19 protein-coding genes are annotated in these 20,400 nt (G+C 67.4%); 14 read left to right on the top strand and 5 right to left on the bottom strand.

Features of this window, described 5'->3' with window-relative positions:
- Positions 1-37 precede the first annotated feature (37 nt).
- Positions 38-367: a hypothetical protein gene (locus LH62_RS11155; RefSeq protein WP_043361306.1), complete on the bottom strand. Its 330-nt coding sequence runs from the start codon at positions 365-367 to the stop codon at positions 38-40.
- Positions 368-553: 186 nt separating this feature from the next.
- Here LH62_RS11155 and LH62_RS11150 point away from each other — a divergent pair, with 186 nt between their 5' ends.
- From LH62_RS11150 to LH62_RS11120, 7 genes are all read left to right on the top strand, one after another.
- A complete protein-coding gene (locus LH62_RS11150) occupies positions 554-1,915 on the top strand; it encodes an ABC transporter substrate-binding protein (protein WP_043361305.1) in 1,362 nt (453 codons plus the stop codon).
- 61 nt (positions 1,916-1,976) lie between these two features.
- Entirely contained in the window at positions 1,977-2,918 is a 942-nt protein-coding gene (locus LH62_RS11145) for a carbohydrate ABC transporter permease (protein ID WP_043361303.1), read from the top strand.
- Entirely contained in the window at positions 2,918-3,814 is an 897-nt protein-coding gene (locus LH62_RS11140; protein ID WP_052214184.1) for a carbohydrate ABC transporter permease, read from the top strand. Before LH62_RS11145 ends, LH62_RS11140 begins: the two co-directional genes overlap by 1 nt.
- 8 nt (positions 3,815-3,822) lie before the next feature.
- Complete coding sequence (locus tag LH62_RS11135; protein WP_043361302.1) at positions 3,823-4,926, top strand: ABC transporter ATP-binding protein; 1,104 nt, start codon at positions 3,823-3,825, stop codon at positions 4,924-4,926.
- A gap of 32 nt (positions 4,927-4,958) precedes the next feature.
- Positions 4,959-6,044, top strand: coding sequence for a malate/lactate/ureidoglycolate dehydrogenase (locus LH62_RS11130; protein ID WP_052214181.1), 1,086 nt, complete (start codon positions 4,959-4,961; stop codon positions 6,042-6,044).
- Positions 6,041-6,781, top strand: a complete 741-nt coding sequence (locus tag LH62_RS11125; protein ID WP_043361300.1) for a hypothetical protein — start codon at positions 6,041-6,043, stop codon at positions 6,779-6,781. Before LH62_RS11130 ends, LH62_RS11125 begins: the two co-directional genes overlap by 4 nt.
- A 31-nt stretch (positions 6,782-6,812) precedes the next feature.
- Entirely contained in the window at positions 6,813-7,787 is a 975-nt protein-coding gene (locus LH62_RS11120) for a tripartite tricarboxylate transporter substrate binding protein (protein ID WP_052214179.1), read from the top strand.
- Here the strand turns inward: LH62_RS11120 and LH62_RS11115 are convergent.
- Complete coding sequence (locus LH62_RS11115) at positions 7,784-8,359, bottom strand: TlpA disulfide reductase family protein (RefSeq protein WP_052214177.1); 576 nt, start codon at positions 8,357-8,359, stop codon at positions 7,784-7,786. The two genes, LH62_RS11120 and LH62_RS11115, sit on opposite strands and share 4 nt — an antisense overlap.
- 1 nt (position 8,360) lies before the next feature.
- Between LH62_RS11115 and argH the strand changes: the two genes are divergently transcribed.
- Positions 8,361-9,743 carry an argininosuccinate lyase gene (gene argH, locus LH62_RS11110; protein ID WP_369796755.1) on the top strand — a complete coding sequence of 461 codons (1,383 nt, stop codon included), beginning with the start codon at positions 8,361-8,363 and terminating at the stop codon, positions 9,741-9,743.
- Positions 9,744-10,152: 409 nt separating this feature from the next.
- Here argH and LH62_RS11105 read toward each other — a convergent pair whose 3' ends face one another.
- A complete protein-coding gene (locus tag LH62_RS11105; RefSeq protein WP_043359747.1) occupies positions 10,153-11,502 on the bottom strand; it encodes an IS1182 family transposase in 1,350 nt (449 codons plus the stop codon).
- A gap of 221 nt (positions 11,503-11,723) precedes the next feature.
- Positions 11,724-11,960 (bottom strand): hypothetical protein, encoded by a 237-nt coding sequence (locus LH62_RS11100; RefSeq protein ID WP_043361298.1) that lies wholly within the window; start codon positions 11,958-11,960, stop codon positions 11,724-11,726.
- Positions 11,961-12,149: 189 nt separating this feature from the next.
- Here LH62_RS11100 and LH62_RS11095 point away from each other — a divergent pair, with 189 nt between their 5' ends.
- Genes LH62_RS11095 through LH62_RS32690 form a run of 6 tightly spaced genes read left to right on the top strand, consistent with a single transcriptional unit; the run spans position 12,150 to position 19,153 of the window.
- A complete protein-coding gene (locus LH62_RS11095; RefSeq protein ID WP_043361297.1) occupies positions 12,150-13,139 on the top strand; it encodes an ABC transporter permease in 990 nt (329 codons plus the stop codon).
- On the top strand, positions 13,139-14,302 hold the full coding sequence (locus LH62_RS11090) for an ABC transporter permease (RefSeq protein WP_043361296.1): 1,164 nt from the start codon (positions 13,139-13,141) through the stop codon (positions 14,300-14,302). The genes LH62_RS11095 and LH62_RS11090 overlap by 1 nt, the downstream gene beginning before the upstream one ends.
- A complete protein-coding gene (locus LH62_RS11085) occupies positions 14,295-15,299 on the top strand; it encodes an ABC transporter ATP-binding protein (RefSeq protein ID WP_043361295.1) in 1,005 nt (334 codons plus the stop codon). The genes LH62_RS11090 and LH62_RS11085 overlap by 8 nt, the downstream gene beginning before the upstream one ends.
- Positions 15,296-16,294 carry an ABC transporter ATP-binding protein gene (locus LH62_RS11080; protein ID WP_043361293.1) on the top strand — a complete coding sequence of 333 codons (999 nt, stop codon included), beginning with the start codon at positions 15,296-15,298 and terminating at the stop codon, positions 16,292-16,294. Before LH62_RS11085 ends, LH62_RS11080 begins: the two co-directional genes overlap by 4 nt.
- Positions 16,295-16,317: 23 nt before the next feature.
- Entirely contained in the window at positions 16,318-18,339 is a 2,022-nt protein-coding gene (locus LH62_RS11075) for an ABC transporter substrate-binding protein (RefSeq protein ID WP_043361291.1), read from the top strand.
- Positions 18,260-19,153 (top strand): tripartite tricarboxylate transporter substrate-binding protein, encoded by an 894-nt coding sequence (locus tag LH62_RS32690; protein ID WP_082012480.1) that lies wholly within the window; start codon positions 18,260-18,262, stop codon positions 19,151-19,153. The genes LH62_RS11075 and LH62_RS32690 overlap by 80 nt, the downstream gene beginning before the upstream one ends.
- Here LH62_RS32690 and LH62_RS11070 read toward each other — a convergent pair.
- Positions 19,094-20,323: an LLM class flavin-dependent oxidoreductase gene (locus tag LH62_RS11070; RefSeq protein WP_043361290.1), complete on the bottom strand. Its 1,230-nt coding sequence runs from the start codon at positions 20,321-20,323 to the stop codon at positions 19,094-19,096. The two genes, LH62_RS32690 and LH62_RS11070, sit on opposite strands and share 60 nt — an antisense overlap.
- Positions 20,324-20,400: the final 77 nt, after the last annotated feature.

Here is a 20,400-nt window from a genome sequence, read left to right as displayed (position 1 = left end):
CATGCTCGCCCCCGGGCGAGATGGCGGCAAGCCGGGGTCAGATATCCGGGCTTTGCGCGCCCGGCCGCTGGTCGCCCGGCGCCTGCTCGGCGATCTTCCCGCCATTGGTCTCGAGCGCCCGGGTCGCCTTTTCTACCTGATCGTCCTCGATGAGCAGCGAGACGAGGATACCCTCGCCCCCGCCCTGGCCCCGATCGAAGCCGTGGTGCGATTCGCTGCGCCGGTCCTGCGTGCCGGCGGTGGCATTGTCCGCCCCGGCGGCCTGCACCTGGATTCGGTCACGCGGGTAGTCGAATTGCTGCACAAGGGTCTCAACGGCGCGCTCGGCCTCCGCGCGCGAATCGAACAGGCCAGTGATGGTACGCATCGGGACGGTCCTTATATCACGGATTGTCGTCCAAACGGCCGGCTGCGCCCCACGTTCCCGCCACATCCATTACCCCCCCGTTGTCAGCGGGGCAGGGCTGCGCCACAGTCATGCCCGGGGCCGGGACAGGTCCGCGACAGGGATGGTGCGGGATAACCCCTCGCCCGCAGGGGAAGGACGACAAGAATGACAGGCAAGGGAATGACCCGGCGCGGGGCACTGCGCTCGGGTGCCGGCGTGATCGCGGCGGGGGCTCTGGGCGCCCCGATGGTTCATGCCCAGGGCACGGGCGGCAGCCTCCGCGTCGCCTTCTGGGACCATTGGGTCCCGACCGGGAACGACGCCATGCGCGCCCTAGTCAAGGAATGGAGCGAGAAGAACCGGGTCGAGGTGACGCTAGACTTCATCAACACCACGGGCAACCAACTCCAGCTCGCCGGCGCCGCCCAGGCGCAGTCGAAGAGCGGCCACGATATCATCTCGCTCGCCCCCTGGGATGTCGGCACCTACGCCTCCGTGTTGGAGCCGGTGGATGACGTCATCAACCGGCTGATCGCCAAATACGGGCCGATCAACCCGGTGGCCGAGTACCTGGCGAAGCGCGAAGGCGCCTGGCGCGGCGTGCCGGCGACCTCGGGCACCCAGAACAAGCCGGCCTGCGTCCGCTTCGACCTGATGCAGGAGCATGCCGGCCTCGATGTCCGCGCCATGTGGCCGGCCAACGGCCAGGCAGGCCCGGGCGCCGACCAGTGGACCTGGGATACCTTCCTCACCGCCGCCGAGAAATGCGCCAAGGCCGGCTACCCCTTCGGCCTGCCGCTCGGCGCCTTCTCCGACGCGGTGGACTGGGTGGGCGCGCTCTTTGCCAGCTACGGCGCTTCGATGATGGACGAGAAGGGCAAGCCCACCGTCCGCAACAACCCGAAGCTGCGCACCGCCATCGAATATGCCGTCAGGCTCTCGAAGGCGCTGCCGAACGACGTCTGGGCCTGGGACGATGCCTCCAACAACCGGGCGCTGATCTCCGGCCGGTCGGCGCTCGTCTTCAACCCGCCCTCCGCTTGGGCGGTGGCCAAGCGCGACCAGCCGCAGGTTGCCGAGAAGTGCTGGACCATCCCGATGCCGGCCGGGCCGGAGGGGCGCTTCCTCGCCTACCTCCCCTGGACCTCCGGCATCTGGAACTTCGGCCGCAACAAGCAGACGGCGAAGGCGCTGCTGGAATTCCTCGGCGAGCGCTCCTCGGCCGAAGCGCTGACCAGCAAGACCAGCGGCTACGACATCCCGCCCTTCGAGAGCATGACCGACTTCAAGATCTGGGAAACCGAGGGCCCGCCGGTCGGCACGGTCTACAACTACCCGCTGAAGCCGCACCACAAGGCGAAGCCCTCCATCGCCTTCGCCCCGGCGCCCGGCGAGTTCGCCGCGCAGATGTACGTGCAGGCGCTGAACACCAAGGTCATCGCCCGCGTCGCCCAGGGCGGCGATTCGGTGGACCAGGCGCTCGGCTGGCTGGAGCGTGAGTTGTCGACGATCGTCCGCGGCGGCTGACGATCACGGGCGGGCGGCCGGTGCCGCCCGCCTGCTTTACTGTTTTCAGGGAGAACGGATCATGGCCGCGGACGGCACTCTTGTCGCCGGCGCACCGGCAGCGGCCGGGAGCGGGCGCGCCAACACCATGCAGCGCTTCGCCAGACAGCGATCGACCATCGCCTTCCTGATGGCGCTGCCGCTGATCGCGCTCATCGGCGGGCTGGTGGTCTATCCGGCCGGCTACGCCATGTGGCTCTCGACGCTCAACCGCCGGATGACGGCCAATATCGGCCTCGGCAATTTCGAGATCCTGCTCGAGAGCGACACCTTCTGGATGGTGATCATGCAGTCCTGCATCTTCGCCGTCGGGGCGGTGATCGCAAAGGCGCTGATCGGATTCTGGCTGGCGCACATGCTGCACCACATCCCGGCCAAGGGGCAGCGGAAGTGGCGCGGCATGCTGCTCATCCCCTGGGTCATACCGCCGGCGCTGTCCACGCTCGGCTGGTGGTGGATGTTCGACCCGAGCTACTCCTCCATCAACTGGCTGCTGAACATCTTCGCCGTGCCTGCCGTGCCCTGGCTGGGCGAGCCCTGGTGGGCGCGCTTCTCGGTCATCCTGGTGAATGTCTGGTACGGCTCGCCCTTCTTCATGATCATGTACCTGGCGGCGCTGAAGTCGGTGCCCGACCAGCTCTACGAGGCGGCCGCCATCGACGGCGCCACGGGCTGGCAGGGGCTGCGCTACGTGACGCTGCCGATGATGCAGAACATCATCTCCATCACCGTGCTGTTCAGCCTGATCGTCACCTTCGCCAACTACGACATCGTCCGAGTGCTGACCAATGGCGGGCCGCGCGACCTGACGCAGGTCTTCGCCTCCTACGCATTCCAGGTCGGCATCCTCTCCGGCAACCTGCCGCGCGGCGCGGCCGTGAGCCTCTTCATGTTCCCGGTGCTCGCGGTCTTCGCCTACTTCATCCTCCGCGGCATCAACCGCCGCAACAAGGAGCAGATGTGATGTCCGCCAGCACCGCGAACACCATCGCCTCCTACACGGGGAAGAAGCTCGGCAGCCTCCGGTCGGAGCGCCGCTGGGCGCTCTGGACGGCCTATGCCTCGCTGATCGTGGCGACGATCATCTTCCTCGCCCCGCCCTTCTACATGCTGGTCACCAGCCTGAAGAGCAGCTCCGAGATCTCGAACCTTTCGGGCAATCCCTGGCTCGTCCGGGCGCCGACGCTCGAGAACTACAAGGAGCTGATCGCCAACCCGCTGTTCCGCGGCTTCTTCGTCAACAGCGTGATCATCACCCTCTGCGTCGTCGCCATCTCGATGGTGATCTCGGTGCTGGCGGCCTTCTCGCTGGCACGGATGAAGTTCTGGGGCAGCCAGGCCTTGGCGACCGGCGTCTTCCTCACCTACCTCGTGCCGGACACGCTGCTCTTCATCCCGCTCTACCAGATCGTCGGCAGCCTCGGCCTGCTGAACTCGATCTGGGGGCTGATCCTGATCTACCCGACGCTGACGGTGCCCTTCTGCACCTGGATCATGATCGGCTACTTCGCCTCCATCCCGAAGGAGCTGGACGAGGCGGCGCTGATCGACGGCGCGGGCTGGATGCAGATGCTGACCAAGATCTTCATCCCCGTGGCGCTGCCCGGCATCATCGCGGCGACGATCTTCGCCTTCACCGTCTCCTGGGCGGCCTTCGTCTACCCGACGGCCTTCGTCACCACGCCGGAACACATGCCGCTCACCATCGGCGTCGTGTCGCAGCTCATCCGGGGCGATACCTTCGCCTGGGGCCAGATCATGGCGGGCGCGCTGATGGCGGCGCTGCCGCCGGTGGTCGTCTACGCCTTCCTCATGGATTACTACATCGCCGGCCTCACCGCCGGTGCGACGAAGGGATAAGCCGCGCCATGGCACAGGTGCATCTGCGCAAGGTCGTCAAGGAATACGAGGGTGGCGTCCAGGCGGTGAAGGGGATCGACCTCGACATCGCCGACCATGAGTTCGTGGTACTGGTCGGCCCCTCCGGCTGCGGCAAGTCGACGACGCTGCGGATGATCGCGGGGCTCGAGGAGATCTCGGGCGGCGAGATCGATATCGGCGGTACGGTGGTCAACGACGTGCCCCCGCGCGACCGGGACATCGCCATGGTGTTCCAGAACTACGCGCTCTACCCGCACATGACCGTCTACGACAACATGGCCTTCGGCCTCACCTTGCGGAAATTCGACAAGGGCGAGATCAAGCGCCGGGTCGAGAATGCGGCGAAGATCCTCGACATCGGCATGCTGCTGGACCGCAAGCCGAAGGCGCTCTCCGGCGGCCAGCGGCAGCGCGTCGCCATGGGCCGCGCCATCGTGCGGGACCCGAAGGTGTTCCTCTTCGACGAGCCGCTGTCGAACCTCGACGCCAAGCTGCGCGTGCAGATGCGGACCGAGATCAAGAAGGTCCACCAGACCGTCCGCACCACCACCGTCTATGTCACCCACGACCAGGTCGAGGCGATGACGCTCGCCGACCGGGTGGTGGTAATGAACCACGGCAAGATCGAACAGGTCGGCCCGCCGCAGGAGCTCTACCACCACCCGAAGACGCGCTTCGTCGCCGGCTTCATCGGCAGTCCGTCGATGAATTTTATTCCCGCCCGGCTGGAGGAGACCAGTGGTGGCCTCGTCGTCCGCATGACGGACCGGGCCGTGCTGCCGGTGCCGGCTTCCCGCACCGCGCGCTACGCACCTCATGTCGGGCGCGACCTGCTCTTTGGCATCCGCCCGGAGCACCTGACCGAGCCGCACCCGAACGAGCACCGGCCGAACATCGCCCATTTCGAGGCTGCGCCCGAGGTGGTCGAGCCGATGGGGATGGAGACGCTGCTGCATTTCTGGGTCGAGGGCCATGAAATCTGCGCCCGCTTCGACCCGGCGGTGGAGGTGGCGCCGGGCAGGCCTGCCGCCATGGCGGTCGACATGGACCAGATGCACATGATCGACCCGAAGACGGACCTGGTGCTGTAGCCGGGACGAGGCGGAGGGATTAGGATCGGACCATGGCAGACTACCAACCGGTGCTGATCGGCGCCCGCCCCCTCGCTGACCTCGTCGGCAATATCTTCCGCGCCAATGGCTGCGATGCGGCCGAGGCCGAGCGCATCGCCGAGCACCTGCTCGGCGCCAACCTCGCCGGGCATGACAGCCATGGCGTGGCCCGCGTGCCGCGCTATGTCGAGTGGCAGCAGGCTGGCTATGTCGTCGCCGGGCAGCAGGCGGAAGTCGTCACCGATGGCGGCGCCTTCGCTCTGCTCGACGGGCATTACGGCTTCGGCCAGACGGTCGCGCCGCAGGCGACGGCCATGGGCATCGAGCGGGCGCAGCAGCACGGCACCGCCATCATCGCGCTGCGCAATGCCGGGCATGTCGGGCGGATCGGCGCCTATGCGGAACAGGCGCTGGCCGCCGGGCTGATCTCCATCCATTTCGTCAACGTGGCGGGCAGCGTGCTCGTCGCCCCCTTCGGCGGTACGGAGCGGCGCTTCTCGACCGCGCCCTTTTCGGTCGGCGTCCCGACGGACCCGCCGGTGGTGCTCGACTTCGCCACCTCGCATGTCGCCGAGGGCAAGGTCCTCGTCGCCTCCAATGGCGGCAAGCCGTTGCCGCCGGATGCGCTGATCGAGCCGGACGGCACCCTTTCGGGCGACCCGCACACGCTCTATGGCGACTATCCTCCGGTCGGGCCGCGCAACCCGGCGGGCGGGCTCGGCGCCATCCGCGCCTTCGGCGAGCACAAGGGCTCCGGTCTTGCCTTCATGTGCGAGCTGCTGGCCGGCGCCTTCACCGGCGGCGGCTGCTCCGGCCCGATCGATGCGCGCGGGCGCATCGCCAACGGCATGCTCTCGATCTACATCTCGCCCCGGCATTTCGGCACCGAGGCTGCTTTCAAGCAGGCGGCCGAGGAGTACGTCACCTGGGTGAAGTCCTGCCGGCCGTCGAGGCCCGGCGGCGAGGTACTGGCGCCCGGGGAGACCGAGGCGCGGCTGAAGGCGGAGCGTCTGGCCAACGGTGTGCCGTTGCAGCCGGATACCTGGGCCGGCATCGTCGACTGCGCCCGCAAGCTCGGCGTGACCGTCCCGAATTGAGCGACGACACGCTGACCGCCGCCGCGCGCTATGGCCGCTATGCGGCCATTCGCCGGCGCATTCTGACGGACGCCTCGAAGCGCATCCCGCTGGCGAGCCTGGCGCAGCAGGCGCGCGCCCTCTCGCTCTGGGACGGCAAGCAGGTGGTGCCGGCGGATCCGATGCAGCTCGCCGTGGTCTTCGACCTTGCTGTGCTGGAGCCGCTCGGCGACCACACGCGCGCCATCGAGCGCCAGGCTCGCGCCGAGGAGGCGCCGCCCGGCAGCGAGGAGCACCGCCTGCTGGAGGCGCTGATGGCGGCCTCCTTCGGCCTCTGGCGCATCCTCGGCCCCAATCCGGAGGGCGGCGTCCGCGCCGAGAGTTTCCCGGATGGAGAGCCGCTCGTGATCTGGGATCGCTTCCTCGACCGCGACCGGGCGCCGGGGGCGCTGGTCGGCGCCCGGATCGCCCGGCCGGACGAGGACCTGCCGATGACCTGCGGCGCCGTCGTCTCGCTCGACAGCCGGGCGGTGGAACGGCTGCTGCTGGGGACGCCGCCACAGCGCGGGCCGGTCATTCCCACCCTCCCCCTGCCCGATGACGGGCCGGCGCTGGAGCAGCTGGTGGCGGAGCCGGCGGCGCGGCTGCGGCTCGCGGCGCTGGCCGGCAGCCCGGGCTTCGCGGCCGCGGTCTATCGCACGGCGATCGATCTTGGACTGATGGGGCGGATCAACGGTCGCACGCCGCCGGGCGGCTGAGGCCAGGACCAATCGGGGAGGAACAACGATAATGCGCCGCCTGCTGCTTGCCCTGCCGCTTCTGCTGGCTGCCCTGCCGGCCTGGGCCTTTCCCGACCGGCCGATCACGCTCGCCACCGGCTACGCGCCGGGCGGCTCCACCGATATCGCGGCGCGGCTGCTGGCGGAGCGGTTGGCCGCCAATCTCGGGCCAGAGGCGCGGGTGGTGGTGGAGAACCGGCCGGGCGCCGCGGGCATCGTCGCTAGCGACTGGTTACGGCGGCAGGCGCCGGATGGGCACACCATCATGCTGGTCGAAAGCTCCTCCCACGCCATCGCCCCGGCGGCGCTGGTGGGGGGCACGCGCTACGATCCGGTGGCGGACTTTTCGCATCTCGGCGTGATCGGCACCGCGCCGCTGCTGATGATCGTCAACAAGGACTTCCCCGCCACCACCGCGCCGGAAGTGCTTGCTCGGCTGCGCGCAGCCCCGCCTGAAAGCATCACCTATGCCACCTCGGGCGTCGGCACGATCGTGCACCTGGCACCCGAGATGCTGGCGCTCGACCTCAAGACGCGTTTCGTCCACATCCCCTATCGCAGCGGCGGGCAGATGCTGACGGCGATCTTCCAGGGCGAAGGGCAGTTCGGCATTGCCGTTCTTGCCTCCGCCGCGCAGCAGGTACGGGATGGAATGGTGCGGGGCATCGCGGTAACGGGGAACCGGCGCTTTCCCTTCTTCCCCGACCTGCCGACGCTCGCCGAGGCCGGCGTGCCGGGCTACGACATCGCCACCTGGAACATCCTCCTCGGCCCACCCGGCATGCCGGCCACGGTGCAGGCCGCGCTGAACCGTGCGCTGGTCGCCTCCCTCGCCGAGCCGGCGCTGCAGCAGCGGCTGCTGACGGCGGGTGTCGATGCCTGGACAGCACCGAATGGTCCGGCGGAGGCGCGGGAGTTCCTGGTGCACGAGGTCGCCAAGTTCCGCACCGTCGTCGAACGGACCGGGGTGAGGCTGGAGCCTTAGGTCCGCTCCTGGTCCGAGGCGGTGCGGGGCGGGCCGATGAGGCGGCGGATCGCGGCCAGCATCTCGGGCGAGTCCCAGGGCTGGTCGCCTTCCACTCGCGCGCGTTCGCGGCCCTCGCGGTCCACCAGCACCGTGGTCGGCAGGCCGCGGGCGCCGAGGGCGCGGCTGGCGGCGCCGCGCGGGTCGAGCCAGAGGCCGAGCTGGCGGATGCCCTTGTCCCGGTAGAAGGGCTCGACCAGCGCCTTGCCGCCACGGTCGGAGGAGAGAGCGAGGATCACGATGCCCTCCGCCGCGAGCGCCGCCTGGGCGCGGTCGAGCGCCGGCATCTCGGCGACGCAGGGCGGGCACCAGGTGGCCCAAAGGTTGATCAGCAACCCGCGGCCGGTGAAGTCGGCGACGGTGTGCGGCTTGCCATCGGCATCGGTGAAGCTGAACTCGGGCAGCGGTTTCGGCGCGGATTCGGCCAGTTTCGCGGCGAGGGCTTTGCGCCCGAGGGCGGCGCCCGCTAGGGTCCCGGCCGCCGCCAGGGCGATCGTCCGGCGGGTCGCACGCAGTCCGGAAAGCGCAGCCATCGTGTCCAGTAACTCCCAATGGGGCGGCCGCTTCGCCGCCGGTCCCTCCGCCATCATGCAGGCGATCAACGCCTCGATCGGCTTCGACCGCAAGATGTGGCGCCAGGACATCCGGGGCAGCCTCGCCCATGCCGCCATGCTCGCCCATGTGGGGATCATCACGGCCGAGGACGAGAGGGCGATCCGCGAGGGGCTGGAGGCCATCGCGGCACGGATCGAGACCGGGGAGTTCCCCTGGGACGAGGCCCTCGAAGACATCCACATGAATATCGAGGCGCGGTTGACCGAGGCCATCGGCGAGGCCGGCAAGCGCCTGCATACCGGCCGCAGCCGGAACGACCAAGTGGCGCTCGATGTCCGGCTCTGGGTGCGGGATGCGATCGACGGGCTGACCGGACAGATCGAGGACGTGATGCGGGCGCTGGCCGAGCAGGCGGAGGCGCATGCGGCCACCGTGATGCCGGGCTTCACCCATCTCCAGCCCGCCCAGCCGACGACCTTCGGCCACCACATGCTGGCCTACGTCGAGATGCTCTCCCGCGACCGCGGCCGCTTGGCCGATTGCCGTCGGCGCCTCAACGAGAGCCCGCTCGGCGCCGCGGCCCTCTGCGGCACCGGCTTCCCCATTGACCGGCAGATGACGGCACAGGCGCTCGGCTTCGACGGGCCAATGCGGAACAGCCTGGATGCCGTCGCCAGCCGGGACTTCGCTGCCGAATTCCTCTTCGCCTGCGCGATGTGCGCGACGCATCTCAGCCGCCTCGCGGAGGAGGTGGTGATCTGGACCAGCCCCTATTTCGGCTTCGTCAAGCTGTCGGACGCCTTCACCACCGGCTCCTCCATCATGCCGCAGAAGCGCAATCCGGATGCGGCGGAGCTCGTCCGCGGCAAGACCGGGCGGGTGATGGGAGCCCTCACCGGCATGCTGACCGTGCTGAAGGGCCTGCCGATGACCTATGGCAAGGACATGCAGGAGGACAAGGAGGGCATCTTCGATGCCGCCGAGACCATGACGCTCTGCCTCGCCGCCACGGCCGGAATGGTGCGCGACATGAAGCCGGATGCGGCGCGGCTGCGCGAGGCCGCCGGCGCGGGCTTCTCCACCGCGACCGACCTCGCCGACTGGCTGGTGCGCGAGTTGCGGATGCCCTTCCGCGATGCACATCATGTCACCGGACGGCTCGTTGCCAGGGCGGAGGCGAAGGGGACCGACCTTGCCGGGCTCAGCCTCGATGAGATGCGGGCGGTGGAGCCGCGCATAACGGAGGGCGTCTTCGGCGTGCTGACGGTGGAGGCCTCGGTCGCCTCGCGCGCCTGCTTCGGCGGCACGGCGCCGGAGAATGTGCGGCGCATGGCAACCGAGTGGCGGGAGCGGCTGGCGTGATCCGGCTGCTGCTCGCCTTGCTGTCCTTGATGCCGCTCGTCGGCTGTGGGCGGGCCGGGCCGCCGCGGGCGCCGGGACCGAGGGACCAAATCATCTATCCGCGGGCCTATCCAAAGCCGGACCCGCTGCCGTTGCCGCCGGGCGCCCAGCCGTTGGACAATGCATCCCAGACGCAAAGGCCACGGTAGGGCGGATCGCCACGGCTTGAGGTTGGAAGACGCTTGAAAACTTCAGGCGGCTAACTGCCAAGTTCCTGAATTGCTTTGAAGCTGCTGCTAGCTTTAAAAAATTCAGGAATTATGTGGCGCGTAGGATGGCCTACGAGCGCAGTTCATCCTGGGCCATTATTTCTGCGCTCTAGCAGCCTGTCGGATTTGCACTTGGTGTCAGGCCGAGGGTTGAGGCGCGATCAGGCTGCGAGCCGCAGGTTGTGGAGCCTGCGGCAGTTGTAGGCGAGGGCGACGAGGGTCCACTCGCTGGTGACCTTGGCGAGGCCGCGGAGGTGGAAGCGGGTGAAGCCGAGGGCTGACTTGATGGTGCCGAAGACGGGCTCGACGGTCTGCTTGCGACGGGCGTAGCGGGCTTTGGCATTAGGGGTTTCGAGCTTGGCCACCATGGCGAGGCGCCAGGGCTCGGTGATGCGGCGTGGCGTCCTGGGCTGGGGTGGCGGCCGGAAGTCGTAGGCGCGGTGCGGCTGGGTCCGGCCGATGGCGACCAGCGGCTCGATCCCGTGCGCCTCGAGGGCGGCAACTGCCTCGCCTGAGGCGAAGCCGGTGTCGGCGAGGACGGTCTGTGGCAGGCCGATGCCGCCCTCCATGCCGAGGATGGTTGCGGCAAAGCTCGGCGCATCGGCCGAGGTGGCGACGACGCCGGTGGCGAGGATCAGCTGCGAGCCCTCGGCGCAGACCACAGCCTGGGCGTTGTAGGCCTGGCGGTACTCATGGGCGTCGGAGCGGCGCATCAGCGCGCTGTCGGGGTCGGTGAGGTTGGACTGCCGCTCGGGCGGCGGATCGTCCTTGGGCGGCTTGGGCGGGCGGCCCCGCCGGCCCGTCTTGGCCTCGTAGGCGGCGCGCTTGGCGTCATACTCGGGTCGGGCGGCCTCGGCTTCGGCACGGGCCTCGGCCTCCAGCCGGGCGCAGGCGGCATCGAGCTTGGCCTTGAGCGCCTCGCGCCTGGCGATCTCAGCGGGCAGCGCCTGCGGGTCGGGCTGGGCCTCAGCGTCGGCCGCCTCGGCGCGGTTGGTCAGGTCGGTGATGTCGGCAGCGAGCCTGACGCGCAGCGCCTTGGCGCGGTCATACCGCACCGAGCGGATCTTGGAGGCGTTGGCGTCGAGCTTGGTGCCGTCGATCGAAACCGTCCCGAGCCGCAGCAGGCCGCTCTCGCGCGCCAGCAGCAGCACCTGCAGGAAGGCCGCCTCGAAGGCAGCGCGGTTGGCCCGGCGGAAGGCGGCAATGGTGTCGTGGTCGGGGTGCAGGTTCGCCGCCACGTAGCGCACCCCAATGTCGCGGTGGGTCGCCCGCTCGATCCGCCGCGAGGAGAAGATGCCGTTCGCATAGCAGTAGATCAGCAGCGCCAGCAGCAGGCGCGGGTGATACTGCGCCTTGCCGCCCGGGATCGGCCGCACCGCAAAGGCGCCGAGCGGCACCCGGTCCACCGCCGCCACTACGAAGTGCGCCACGTCGTCCGCCGGCAACCAGTCCTTGGCATCCGGCGGCAGCAGAAAGGCCTGCTCGCGGCTGAACGGAATGAACCCTGTCATGCCCGCCAGATTCGCCCATTTCAGGCCAGATGGGAATCCGACAAGCTGCTAGGACACCTCGAATAACTGTCTGACTGGCTGCTGGGGCCGATGGGGCGGACGGGTCTGTCCGCTTTGGAGCCTCTGCTCGGCCTTCCAGCAGAGGCTGCGCGCCTCTTCCGGGGCCAGGATCGATCAGGCGGGCACAACTCGCCCCTTTATCAACGTCAAGCGGCGCATGTTTAGGCCAGGTTCACCAGCATGATCCGCGCTGTGGCGCGCGCCAGGCCGATGCACCGCACGACACGGCCCATGCGCCGCTTCTCGCAACTGCGGTCGGCACACGGCAGCGCCGCCTCCAGCTCCGCGGGAAACGCCTCGAAGTCCATCACGGCGCGCAGCCGTTCCGGCGGATCGCCGGAGGCCGATAACCAGCGCGGCCGCCCCTCCGCGTCGAAGGACCCGGGCTGTCCCGCCATCCGCCGCTCCCGTCCCGCCGTCACCAGCGGCAGCGAATCAGCCCGCAGTCGTCAGCGCCAGGGTTTTCCGAAGTGTCCTCTTGCCTAACGTTAATCCCCGCCGTCTAATGACGAACAAGGCTTGCCAAAGAGCAATGCCGCAAGGGGAGACGGTGTGGTGATCTTGCCATCCGGCCAGGCCAGGGCTGCATGCTAGTCTATCTTCTACGCAGGATAGGTTTAGCGGTCATCACCTGTGTTTTCATCTCCATCCTGACCTTTATCATTATCCGATTGCCACCAGGCGATTTCGTGGATGCCTATATTGCCAGCCTGGCAGCTAGCGGCAGCACGGTTTCGCTCGAGCAGGCGGACGCAATGCGCCGCGACTATGGCCTCGATCAACCCTTGCCAATGCAATATCTGCGTTGGGTCGGGCGCGTGCTGGAAGGTGACTTTGGCGTCTCCATGGTGTGGCGCCGGCCGGTGGCCGAGGTCATCGGTGATCGTCTCTGGCTGACCATGCTGGTGTCACTTGCGGCGCTTTTCCTTACCTGGGCAATCGCACTACCAATCGGCATTTACTCCGCCGTCCGGCAGTACTCCATCGCCGACTACATCTTCACGACGCTTGGCTTCATCGGCCTTGCGGTGCCGAATTTCTTGCTCGCGCTGATCCTGATGTATGTCGGCTTCCGGTACCTGGGCCTCAATGTCGGCGGCCTCTTCTCGACGGAATACGTGCAGGCGTCCTGGAGCTGGGGCCGCGCCTGGGACCTGGCGAAGCATCTTCCGCTGCCAGCCGCGGTGCTGGCGCTGGCCGGCACCGCGCAACTCATCCGCATCATGCGCGCCAACCTGCTGGACGAGCTGCGGAAGCCCTATGTCGTCACCGCCCGCGCTAAAGGATTGTCAGAGGCACGCGCAATCCTGAAATACCCGGTGCGCGCAGCGCTGAATCCCTTCGCAAGCTCGATCGCCTACCTGTTCCCCTACCTGGTCTCCGGCAGCATCATCGTTTCCCTCGTGCTGGGGCTGCCGACGGTTGGGCCGCTGCTGCTTCAGGCGCTGGTCGCGCAGGACATGTTCCTCGCCGGCGCCATCGTGTTGCTGCTCGGCATCATGACGGTGATCGGCACGCTGATTTCTGATCTGCTGCTCACCTGGATCGACCCGCGCATCCGACTGGGAGGCAGGTGATGAGCACAACGGTCATCGAGCCCGCCAGCAGTTCCGGCAGCAGCCCGCCTGTCGGTGATCCCGGCAATGCTGCGGCAGAGGCGCGCTTCGCGCAGGCGACGCAGCTCCAGCTCACTTGGTGGCGCTTCCGGCGGCACAAGCTGGCTCTGGTCAGCCTGATCATCGTCGTGCTGTTCTACCTCGTGGCGGCCTTTGCCGACTTCCTTGCGGTCAGCGACCCCCACGCGACCGATGCGCGCCGCAGCTTCATTCCGCCGCAGGGCATCCACCTGTTCGACGAGGGCGGCTTCAACCCGCATGTCTATGGCCTGAAAGGCGTCCGGGATCCGCGAACCTTCAAGCTGGCCTACACGCCTGACCCCGCCCGGAAGCTGCCCGTCCGGCTCTTCGCCCGCGGCTACACCTACCATCTCTTCGGGCTGTTCGAGACGGATATCCACTTGCTGGGCCTCGAAGGTGGCGGCCGCAGCGATGGCATCTTCCTGCTTGGCACGGATCAGCTCGGCCGCGATCTCTATTCCCGCATGATGGTCGCGACCCGCATCTCGTTGCTGATCGGCCTAGCCGGGGTAACGGTCAGCCTGTTTCTGGGCGTTATCCTGGGCGGCATCTCCGGCCTCTACGGCGGCTGGGTGGACACATTGATCCAGCGGCTGATCGAGGTGCTGCGGTCCATCCCCACCATACCGCTCTGGATGGGCCTGGCGGCAGCGCTGCCGAACACCTGGTCGGTGACCCAGGTCTACCTCGCCATCACCATCATCATCTCCCTGATCGGCTGGACCGAGCTGGCGCGGGTGGTCCGCGGCCGCTTCCTGGCACTGCGGGAGGAGGACTTCGTCGTGGCGGCGGAGCTGGCCGGGGCCAGCCAGATGCGCATCATCCTGCGACACATGCTGCCCTCCTTCGCCAGCCATGTGATCGCCGCGGTGAGCCTTGCCCTGCCCGCGATGATCGTCAGCGAGACCTCGCTCAGCTTCCTCGGCCTTGGCCTGCGCCCGCCAGCGATCAGCTGGGGGATCCTGTTGCAGGACGCGCAGAACATCCAGGTGCTTGCCGGTGCGCCCTGGCTCCTCTCGGCCGCGGTGCCCGTGACGGTCGTGATCCTGGCCTTCAACTTCCTCGGCGACGGGCTACGCGATGCGGCGGACCCCTATGGCTGAACCGAGCGCCCTCTCGATCCGCGATCTTGCCGTCCAGTTCCGGAATGAGCAGGGCGTCATCCGCGCCCTGGACGGCGTCAGCTTCGACTTGCGGGCCGGCCAGACGCTTGGCATCGTCGGCGAGAGCGGCTGCGGCAAGAGCGTCACCGCGCGTTCCATCCTGCGGCTGATCGACAGGCCAGGGCGGATCACCGGTGGGCAGATCCTGCTGGACCCGGCGGGACCGCAGGCGATCGACCTGACGGCGCTCGATCCCGACTCCCGGCAAATGCAGCAGGTGCGCGGCGGCCGAATTGGGCTGATCTTCCAGGAGCCCATGACGGCGCTCAGCGTCCACTACACTGTCGGCAACCAGATCATTGAGGCGATCCGCCAGCACCGCGACCTCTCGAAGGCCGATGCCAAGGCGCAGGCGATCGCTTTGCTCGGGGAAGTCGGCATCCCGCATCCGCAGCGGCGGATCGACGCATATCCCTTTGAGCTCAGCGGCGGGCTAAGACAACGGGTCGGCATCGCCATGGCGCTTGCCGGAAACCCGGACATCGTCATCGCCGACGAACCCACTACGGCGCTCGACGTCACGACCCAGGCCCAGATCCTCGGCCTGCTCCAGCGGCTGCAGCGGGAGAAGGGGATCGCCCTCATGCTGATCACCCATGACATGGGCGTCATTGCGGAGATGGCCGACGAGGTGGCGGTGATGTATTTGGGCCGCATTGTGGAGACGGCCCCGGTCGAACGCCTCTTCGCTGCGCCGCGCCACCCATATACCCGGGCGTTGCTGCGTGCCGTGCCGAGCATCCTGGCAACGCCGCGTCAGCGCCTGTCCACCATCGGCGGCGCCGTGCCGCATCCGGGCCTGCGCCCGACTGGCTGTAGCTTCCATCCACGCTGCACGGAGATGCTGGGCGAGCGTTGCCGGCGCGAGATTCCTGCATCGGTGCCGCTCGGTGTCAGCGGCGGCGCGAGCTGCTTCCTTCCGGGGGCTTCCGAATGAACGTGCTCGAGGTCTCCGACCTGAAGAAGCATTTCCCAATCCGCGCCGGGCTGCTGCAGCGCGAGGTGGGGCGGGTGCGGGCGGTGGACGGCGTCAGCTTCCATATCGCCGAGGGTGAGACTCTGGCGCTGGTCGGGGAGAGCGGCTGCGGCAAGACGACGGTCTCTCGCTGCATCTTGCGAGCGCAGAGCGTCACCTCGGGCGCCATTCGCTTCCGGCCCGAGGATGGTCGGGAGGTGGATCTCGCCACCCTGCCGAAGCGCGAGCTGCGGCCGCTGCGCCGGCACCTCCAGATGATCTTCCAAGACCCCTACGCCTCGCTCAACCCGCGCATGATGGTTGGCGACATTATCGCCGAGCCGCTGAAGGTGAACGGAGTGCCTGCCGCCGAGCGCCAGGCCCGCGTGCTGGAGCTGCTGGAGCTGGTGCAGCTTCCTGCCAGTGCGCGCACCCGCTTCCCGCATGCCTTCAGCGGCGGCCAGCGGCAGCGCATCGGCATCGCGCGTGCGCTCGCGCTGCACCCAAGGCTGGTTGTGGCGGACGAGCCGGTTTCGGCGCTCGATGTCTCGGTGCAGGCGCAGATCATCAACCTGCTGCTTGATCTGCAGGACCGGCTGAGCCTGTCCATGCTGTTCGTCGCGCATGACCTGGGTGTAGTGAGGCATATCAGTGACCGCGTGGCGGTGATGTATGTGGGCCGCATGGTCGAGGTGGCGCCGACCGATGCGCTGTACCGGAGCCCCCGGCACCCCTACACCGAAGCCCTGCTGGCCGCCGTGCCGGCACCGGATCCTGCACGACGCGGCCGCCGCATCCCTGTGACCGGCGAGGTCGCGGATCCGGCCCGGCCGCCGCCCGGCTGCGCCTTCCACCCGCGCTGCCCCTATGCCGTGGAGCGTTGCAGGACGGAACAGCCGAACCTCGGCGAGGTCGAGCCCGGCCGCTGGGTGAGCTGCCATCGCGCAAAGGAATTGAGCCTCGCGGGCGTAGCCTAGAACAATAATTAGGGGAGTAGGCCATGCATCGGAGGGAATTTGGTATCACCCTGCTGGCGGGACTCGCCGGCACAGCCGCCCTGGCGCAACCGGCGGGCATTGAGCAGTCGGGACTGGTCGGCAAGCTTGAAGGCCCAGCACTCGTCACCGATCCGGCGCGGATGCCGAAGCAGTTCAAAGAGGCGCCCATGCTCACCGAGCAGGTACGTGCCAGGGTACTGCCGCCGGTGGAACAGCGCCTGCCGCAGGACGTGATGGTGGTGCAGCCGCTGCGCAACATCGGCACCTATGGCGGCACCTGGCGCCGCGGCTTCATCGGTCCTGGCGACAGCGAAAACGGCAACCGGCTGATGTCAGCCGACAAGCCATTGTTCTTCGACGAAACGGGCACCAAGGTGCTGCCCTGTCTGGCCCGCGATCACGAGGTGAGCGAGGATGGCAAGCGCATCATCCTGCATCTCCGCCGCGGGCTGCGCTGGTCGGACGGCACGCCTTGCACCGCGGATGACTGGATCTTCTGGTTCGAGGACCTCTACAGCAACAAGGATCTGGTACCTGCCCCGGCGCCGGAACTGGCGGCGAATGGCAAGCCTGGGCGCATGGTGAAAGTCGATGATGCGACCATCGCCTTTGAATTCGAGGAGCCCTATTTCCTCTTCCCGGCCCTGATGGCCGGGGACACCCTTGTCGGCGGCGGACAAACGCGGCTGCAGTCCAATGGCCAGACCTATGCGCTCTACGCGCCGGCGCATTACCTGAAGCAGTTCCTGCCGAAGTACAGCTCGGCCGAGGCGCTGAATACGCAGGCCCGCGCCGCAGGCTTCGGCAATTGGGTCCAGCTTTTCCAGTACAAGTCGGACTGGCGCCTGAACAAGGAGCTGCCGACGCTCGCGGCTTGGCGGATGGTGCAGCCGATCAACACCAGCCTATGGGTGTTGGAGCGCAACCCATTCTACTACGCCGTTGACACTGCAGGACAACAGCTACCCTATCTCGACCGCATCCAGATGACGCTGGCGGAGAATCCAGAGGTGGTGAACCTGCGCGCCATCGCTGGCGACTACGACTACCAGGAGCGTTTCATCGACCTGGGCAAACTGCCGGTGATCATCGAGAACCAGCAGCGAAGCCGTTACAAGGTGCATCTGGACCTCGGCTTCAATGGTGCCGATTCAGTGCTGTTTCCGAACCCCAATTTCACCGACGACAAGGAGATCGCGCACTGGCTGGGCCAGGCGCAGTTCCGCCGCGCCCTCGCCCTCGGCATCGACCGCGAGCAACTCAACGAAGCCTTCTGGCTGGGACTCGGCACACCCGGATCGGTGATCCCGGCCGATGTGCTGCCGGAAAGCCCAGGCGAGGAGTGGCGCCAGCGCTGGTCCACGCATGATCCTGCGCAGGCGAACAAGATGCTCGACGGGCTGGGCCTCAACCGAAAGGACCGTGAGGGCTATCGCCTCCGCCGGGACAACGGCCAGCGCCTGCGGCTGGAGATTACCGTGGCGCAGACGCTCTCGCCGACTTGGCCGCAACAGGCTGAGATGATCGTGCAGCATTGGCGGCAAATCGGCATCGCCGGTGATGTGAAGGTGCAGGAGCGTAGCCTGGCCCTGACCCGAGCCCGCAACGACCAGACCCAGATCCTGCTCTGGACCAACAACGGCACAGAAAGCCTCTACCTGTATCCGCGCTACTGCCTGCCGGTGGACCCGACGGCCGGAGTGATGGGGAATGGCTATGCCTTGTGGTTCGCCTCCAACGGCGAGCGCGGCATCCGGCCCGCCGAGCCCGAGATGCTGAAAGCCTTCGACCTGATGCGGAAGGCGACCGGGCAGCGGGAGGAGGAGCGGAATCGCACGGCGCAGGAGATCTGGAAGCTTGCGGTGGAGCAGCAATGGGGTATCGGACTGGTCGGTCTGTCCCCCGCCTTCATGGGCGTGCGAGTGGTCAGCGAGCGGCTTGAGAATGTGCCCGGCCGGACGGGTATCTCGCAGCACATCCGCACCCCTTGGGGGGCGCATCCGGAGCAATGGTACTTCAAGTAAGGCGGTCACGGCTCACAACTTGCCATTACCGATTTGGGCCGGCTGGCAGCGCAAGGGTGGGGTTGCCGGTCGCACGTACCAGCGACATCCTCGCTCCCATCGGGGCCTTCGGCACGGCGCCGAACGTTTTCTGGTGTGCCGCGAGCCAACCTTGGCGCGACTTGGAGGCGGGGTCGCAGCCGCGCGCCGAACCCGGCGCCCTCGCGCTTACAGCACCACCGGCGTGGGCGGCACCGGGCATTCTGGCAGGGAGACAGTGTGCCGGGCGCTGGACATCTTCCTAACCTATGTGACCGATCGTGGTACGGCGCCGCTGATGCAGGATGGGATCGGCGGCCGTGTGCCGCTCCTGGCCCACGGGATGGCAGGCGCGGTCGGCTCTTACCAGACCGGACAAATTCGGCCGCTTGCCATGCTTGGGCCGAAGTGCGCTCTGGAACTGTCCGAGGTGCCGACCATGGCGGAGCTTGGCCACCCTGTGCCAGATAGCAACTTGTGGTTCGGCATCATGGCAACAGCCGGAACATCAGTTGCCCTTGTGACGCGACTGGCGCGGCACCTCGAAGCACTCGCCCGTTCGCCACTCAGACGGCGGTATCGAACTTTAATGGACAGCAAGAGTTCACCACGCGAGGCGCTCTGGCCCACCAATGGCCGCTTGCTCGGCACCTCCACTCCAACCGAGTGCAGGAGCTACCTCGCCAACTCCAGGCTATGCGCCCGAGTGAAATGGAAAAATCTAAATCTTGCCTCTTCAGCTGTGCCGCTTGCCGAACTCCGGCACGTTGCTGGACGAGGCTGCCAGCATCTGTGACTTCGTGACCTTCAGCGCCTCGGCGGCGGTCGCGTTCTCGTTGATCTTCGCCATCACCGCCTCCCGTGCTCGGTCGAAATACTCGCGGTTGCTGGCTACGAACTCGCGTGACTTGCGCAGCCCGGTGAGATAGCCGTTGATTTCCGGCACCACATAGCGCGCCACCATGTCCCAGCTGCGGAAGGTGTTCTCCGGGTTGGCCCAATCATGGACAAAGCCAACCACGGTGCCAAAACCGCCGCTGATGGCCAGCACCTCCTTGATGCGGGCAATGAGGTCATCTGGTGTCCCGATTGTCGCTACCGCGCCTTGGCCGAAAGCAGATTTGTCTACTGCCTCATCCGGGTCGGTGAATGGCTTGGCACCTGGACGCTGCAGAGTACCCGCGATGTATTCGTTGTGATGCCGCAGCAGCCCATCACGGGCCTCAGCACGTGCCCGCTCGCGTGTCTCGGCGATGTGCCAGCTTAGCAGCACGCGCCAGTTGTTCCGGCTCACCACAGTTTGATGCTTAACTGCGGCAGCCTCGGCGAAACCCCATTGCGTCGGCAGTGCGTTCAGCCCCTCGTTCGAGAGCGAGCCGATCGAGATAATGCCGATGCCATGCTTGCCCGCAAGCGTCATGCCCGATGGGCTAATCTGGGAAGCGACCGCGAACGGCATCTCTTCCTGCAACGGCAGAAGCTGCAGTGCGGCATCGTTCAGATTAAACCACTCGCTACGATGGGTAACGCGTTCGCCCTGGAACAGCCGGCGGATGATGCCAATCGCTTCGTCCTGCCGGTCGCGGAGCAGCATCGGGTCGATGCCGAGCGTGTGAGCATCCGAAGCAAGAGCGCCGGGGCCGGAGCCGAAGATCGCTCGGCCGCCGGTCATATGGTCGAGCTGCACCATTCGCTGCGCCACATGAAATGGATGGTGGTACGGCAGCGACACCACACCGGTCGCCAGCTTGATGCGCTTCGTACGCTCGCCTGCGGCAGCCAGGAACATCTCGGGCGATGCAATCATCTCCCATCCGCTGGAATGGTGTTCGCCACACCAGAATTCGTCGTAGCCAAGTCGATCCAAATGTTCCACTAGATCAAGGTCGCGGCGGAACTGCAGCATGGGATGCTCGCCGATCGGGTGATGGGGAGCGAGGAAGGCACCGAAACCAAGCCGGGGCATGCGGACGTCTCCTGAATGCGGATGCCGGCGGCACACATCTGGCCACCAAGCCGTCATGGCGGATGCGCGTGCGGCAG

It is taken from the genome of Belnapia sp. F-4-1 (assembly GCF_000802185.1).
Classification (GTDB): domain Bacteria; phylum Pseudomonadota; class Alphaproteobacteria; order Acetobacterales; family Acetobacteraceae; genus Belnapia.
The sequence above is the reverse complement of the archived record's forward strand: the minus strand, read 5'-3'. Positions and strand labels throughout refer to the sequence as shown.

Coding starts and splice junctions, on each gene's coding strand:
- LH62_RS11155 (WP_043361306.1), bottom strand. CDS start 367: ATGCGTACCATCACTGGCCTGTTCGATTCGCGCGCGGAGGCCGAGCGC.
- LH62_RS11150 (WP_043361305.1), top strand. CDS start 554: ATGACAGGCAAGGGAATGACCCGGCGCGGGGCACTGCGCTCGGGTGCC.
- LH62_RS11145 (WP_043361303.1), top strand. CDS start 1,977: ATGGCCGCGGACGGCACTCTTGTCGCCGGCGCACCGGCAGCGGCCGGG.
- LH62_RS11140 (WP_052214184.1), top strand. CDS start 2,918: ATGTCCGCCAGCACCGCGAACACCATCGCCTCCTACACGGGGAAGAAG.
- LH62_RS11135 (WP_043361302.1), top strand. CDS start 3,823: ATGGCACAGGTGCATCTGCGCAAGGTCGTCAAGGAATACGAGGGTGGC.
- LH62_RS11130 (WP_052214181.1), top strand. CDS start 4,959: ATGGCAGACTACCAACCGGTGCTGATCGGCGCCCGCCCCCTCGCTGAC.
- LH62_RS11120 (WP_052214179.1), top strand. CDS start 6,813: ATGCGCCGCCTGCTGCTTGCCCTGCCGCTTCTGCTGGCTGCCCTGCCG.
- LH62_RS11115 (WP_052214177.1), bottom strand. CDS start 8,359: ATGGCTGCGCTTTCCGGACTGCGTGCGACCCGCCGGACGATCGCCCTG.
- LH62_RS11105 (WP_043359747.1), bottom strand. CDS start 11,502: ATGACAGGGTTCATTCCGTTCAGCCGCGAGCAGGCCTTTCTGCTGCCG.
- LH62_RS11100 (WP_043361298.1), bottom strand. CDS start 11,960: ATGGCGGGACAGCCCGGGTCCTTCGACGCGGAGGGGCGGCCGCGCTGG.
- LH62_RS11095 (WP_043361297.1), top strand. CDS start 12,150: ATGCTAGTCTATCTTCTACGCAGGATAGGTTTAGCGGTCATCACCTGT.
- LH62_RS11090 (WP_043361296.1), top strand. CDS start 13,139: ATGAGCACAACGGTCATCGAGCCCGCCAGCAGTTCCGGCAGCAGCCCG.
- LH62_RS11085 (WP_043361295.1), top strand. CDS start 14,295: ATGGCTGAACCGAGCGCCCTCTCGATCCGCGATCTTGCCGTCCAGTTC.
- LH62_RS11080 (WP_043361293.1), top strand. CDS start 15,296: ATGAACGTGCTCGAGGTCTCCGACCTGAAGAAGCATTTCCCAATCCGC.
- LH62_RS11075 (WP_043361291.1), top strand. CDS start 16,318: ATGCATCGGAGGGAATTTGGTATCACCCTGCTGGCGGGACTCGCCGGC.
- LH62_RS32690 (WP_082012480.1), top strand. CDS start 18,260: ATGTGCCCGGCCGGACGGGTATCTCGCAGCACATCCGCACCCCTTGGG.
- LH62_RS11070 (WP_043361290.1), bottom strand. CDS start 20,323: ATGCCCCGGCTTGGTTTCGGTGCCTTCCTCGCTCCCCATCACCCGATC.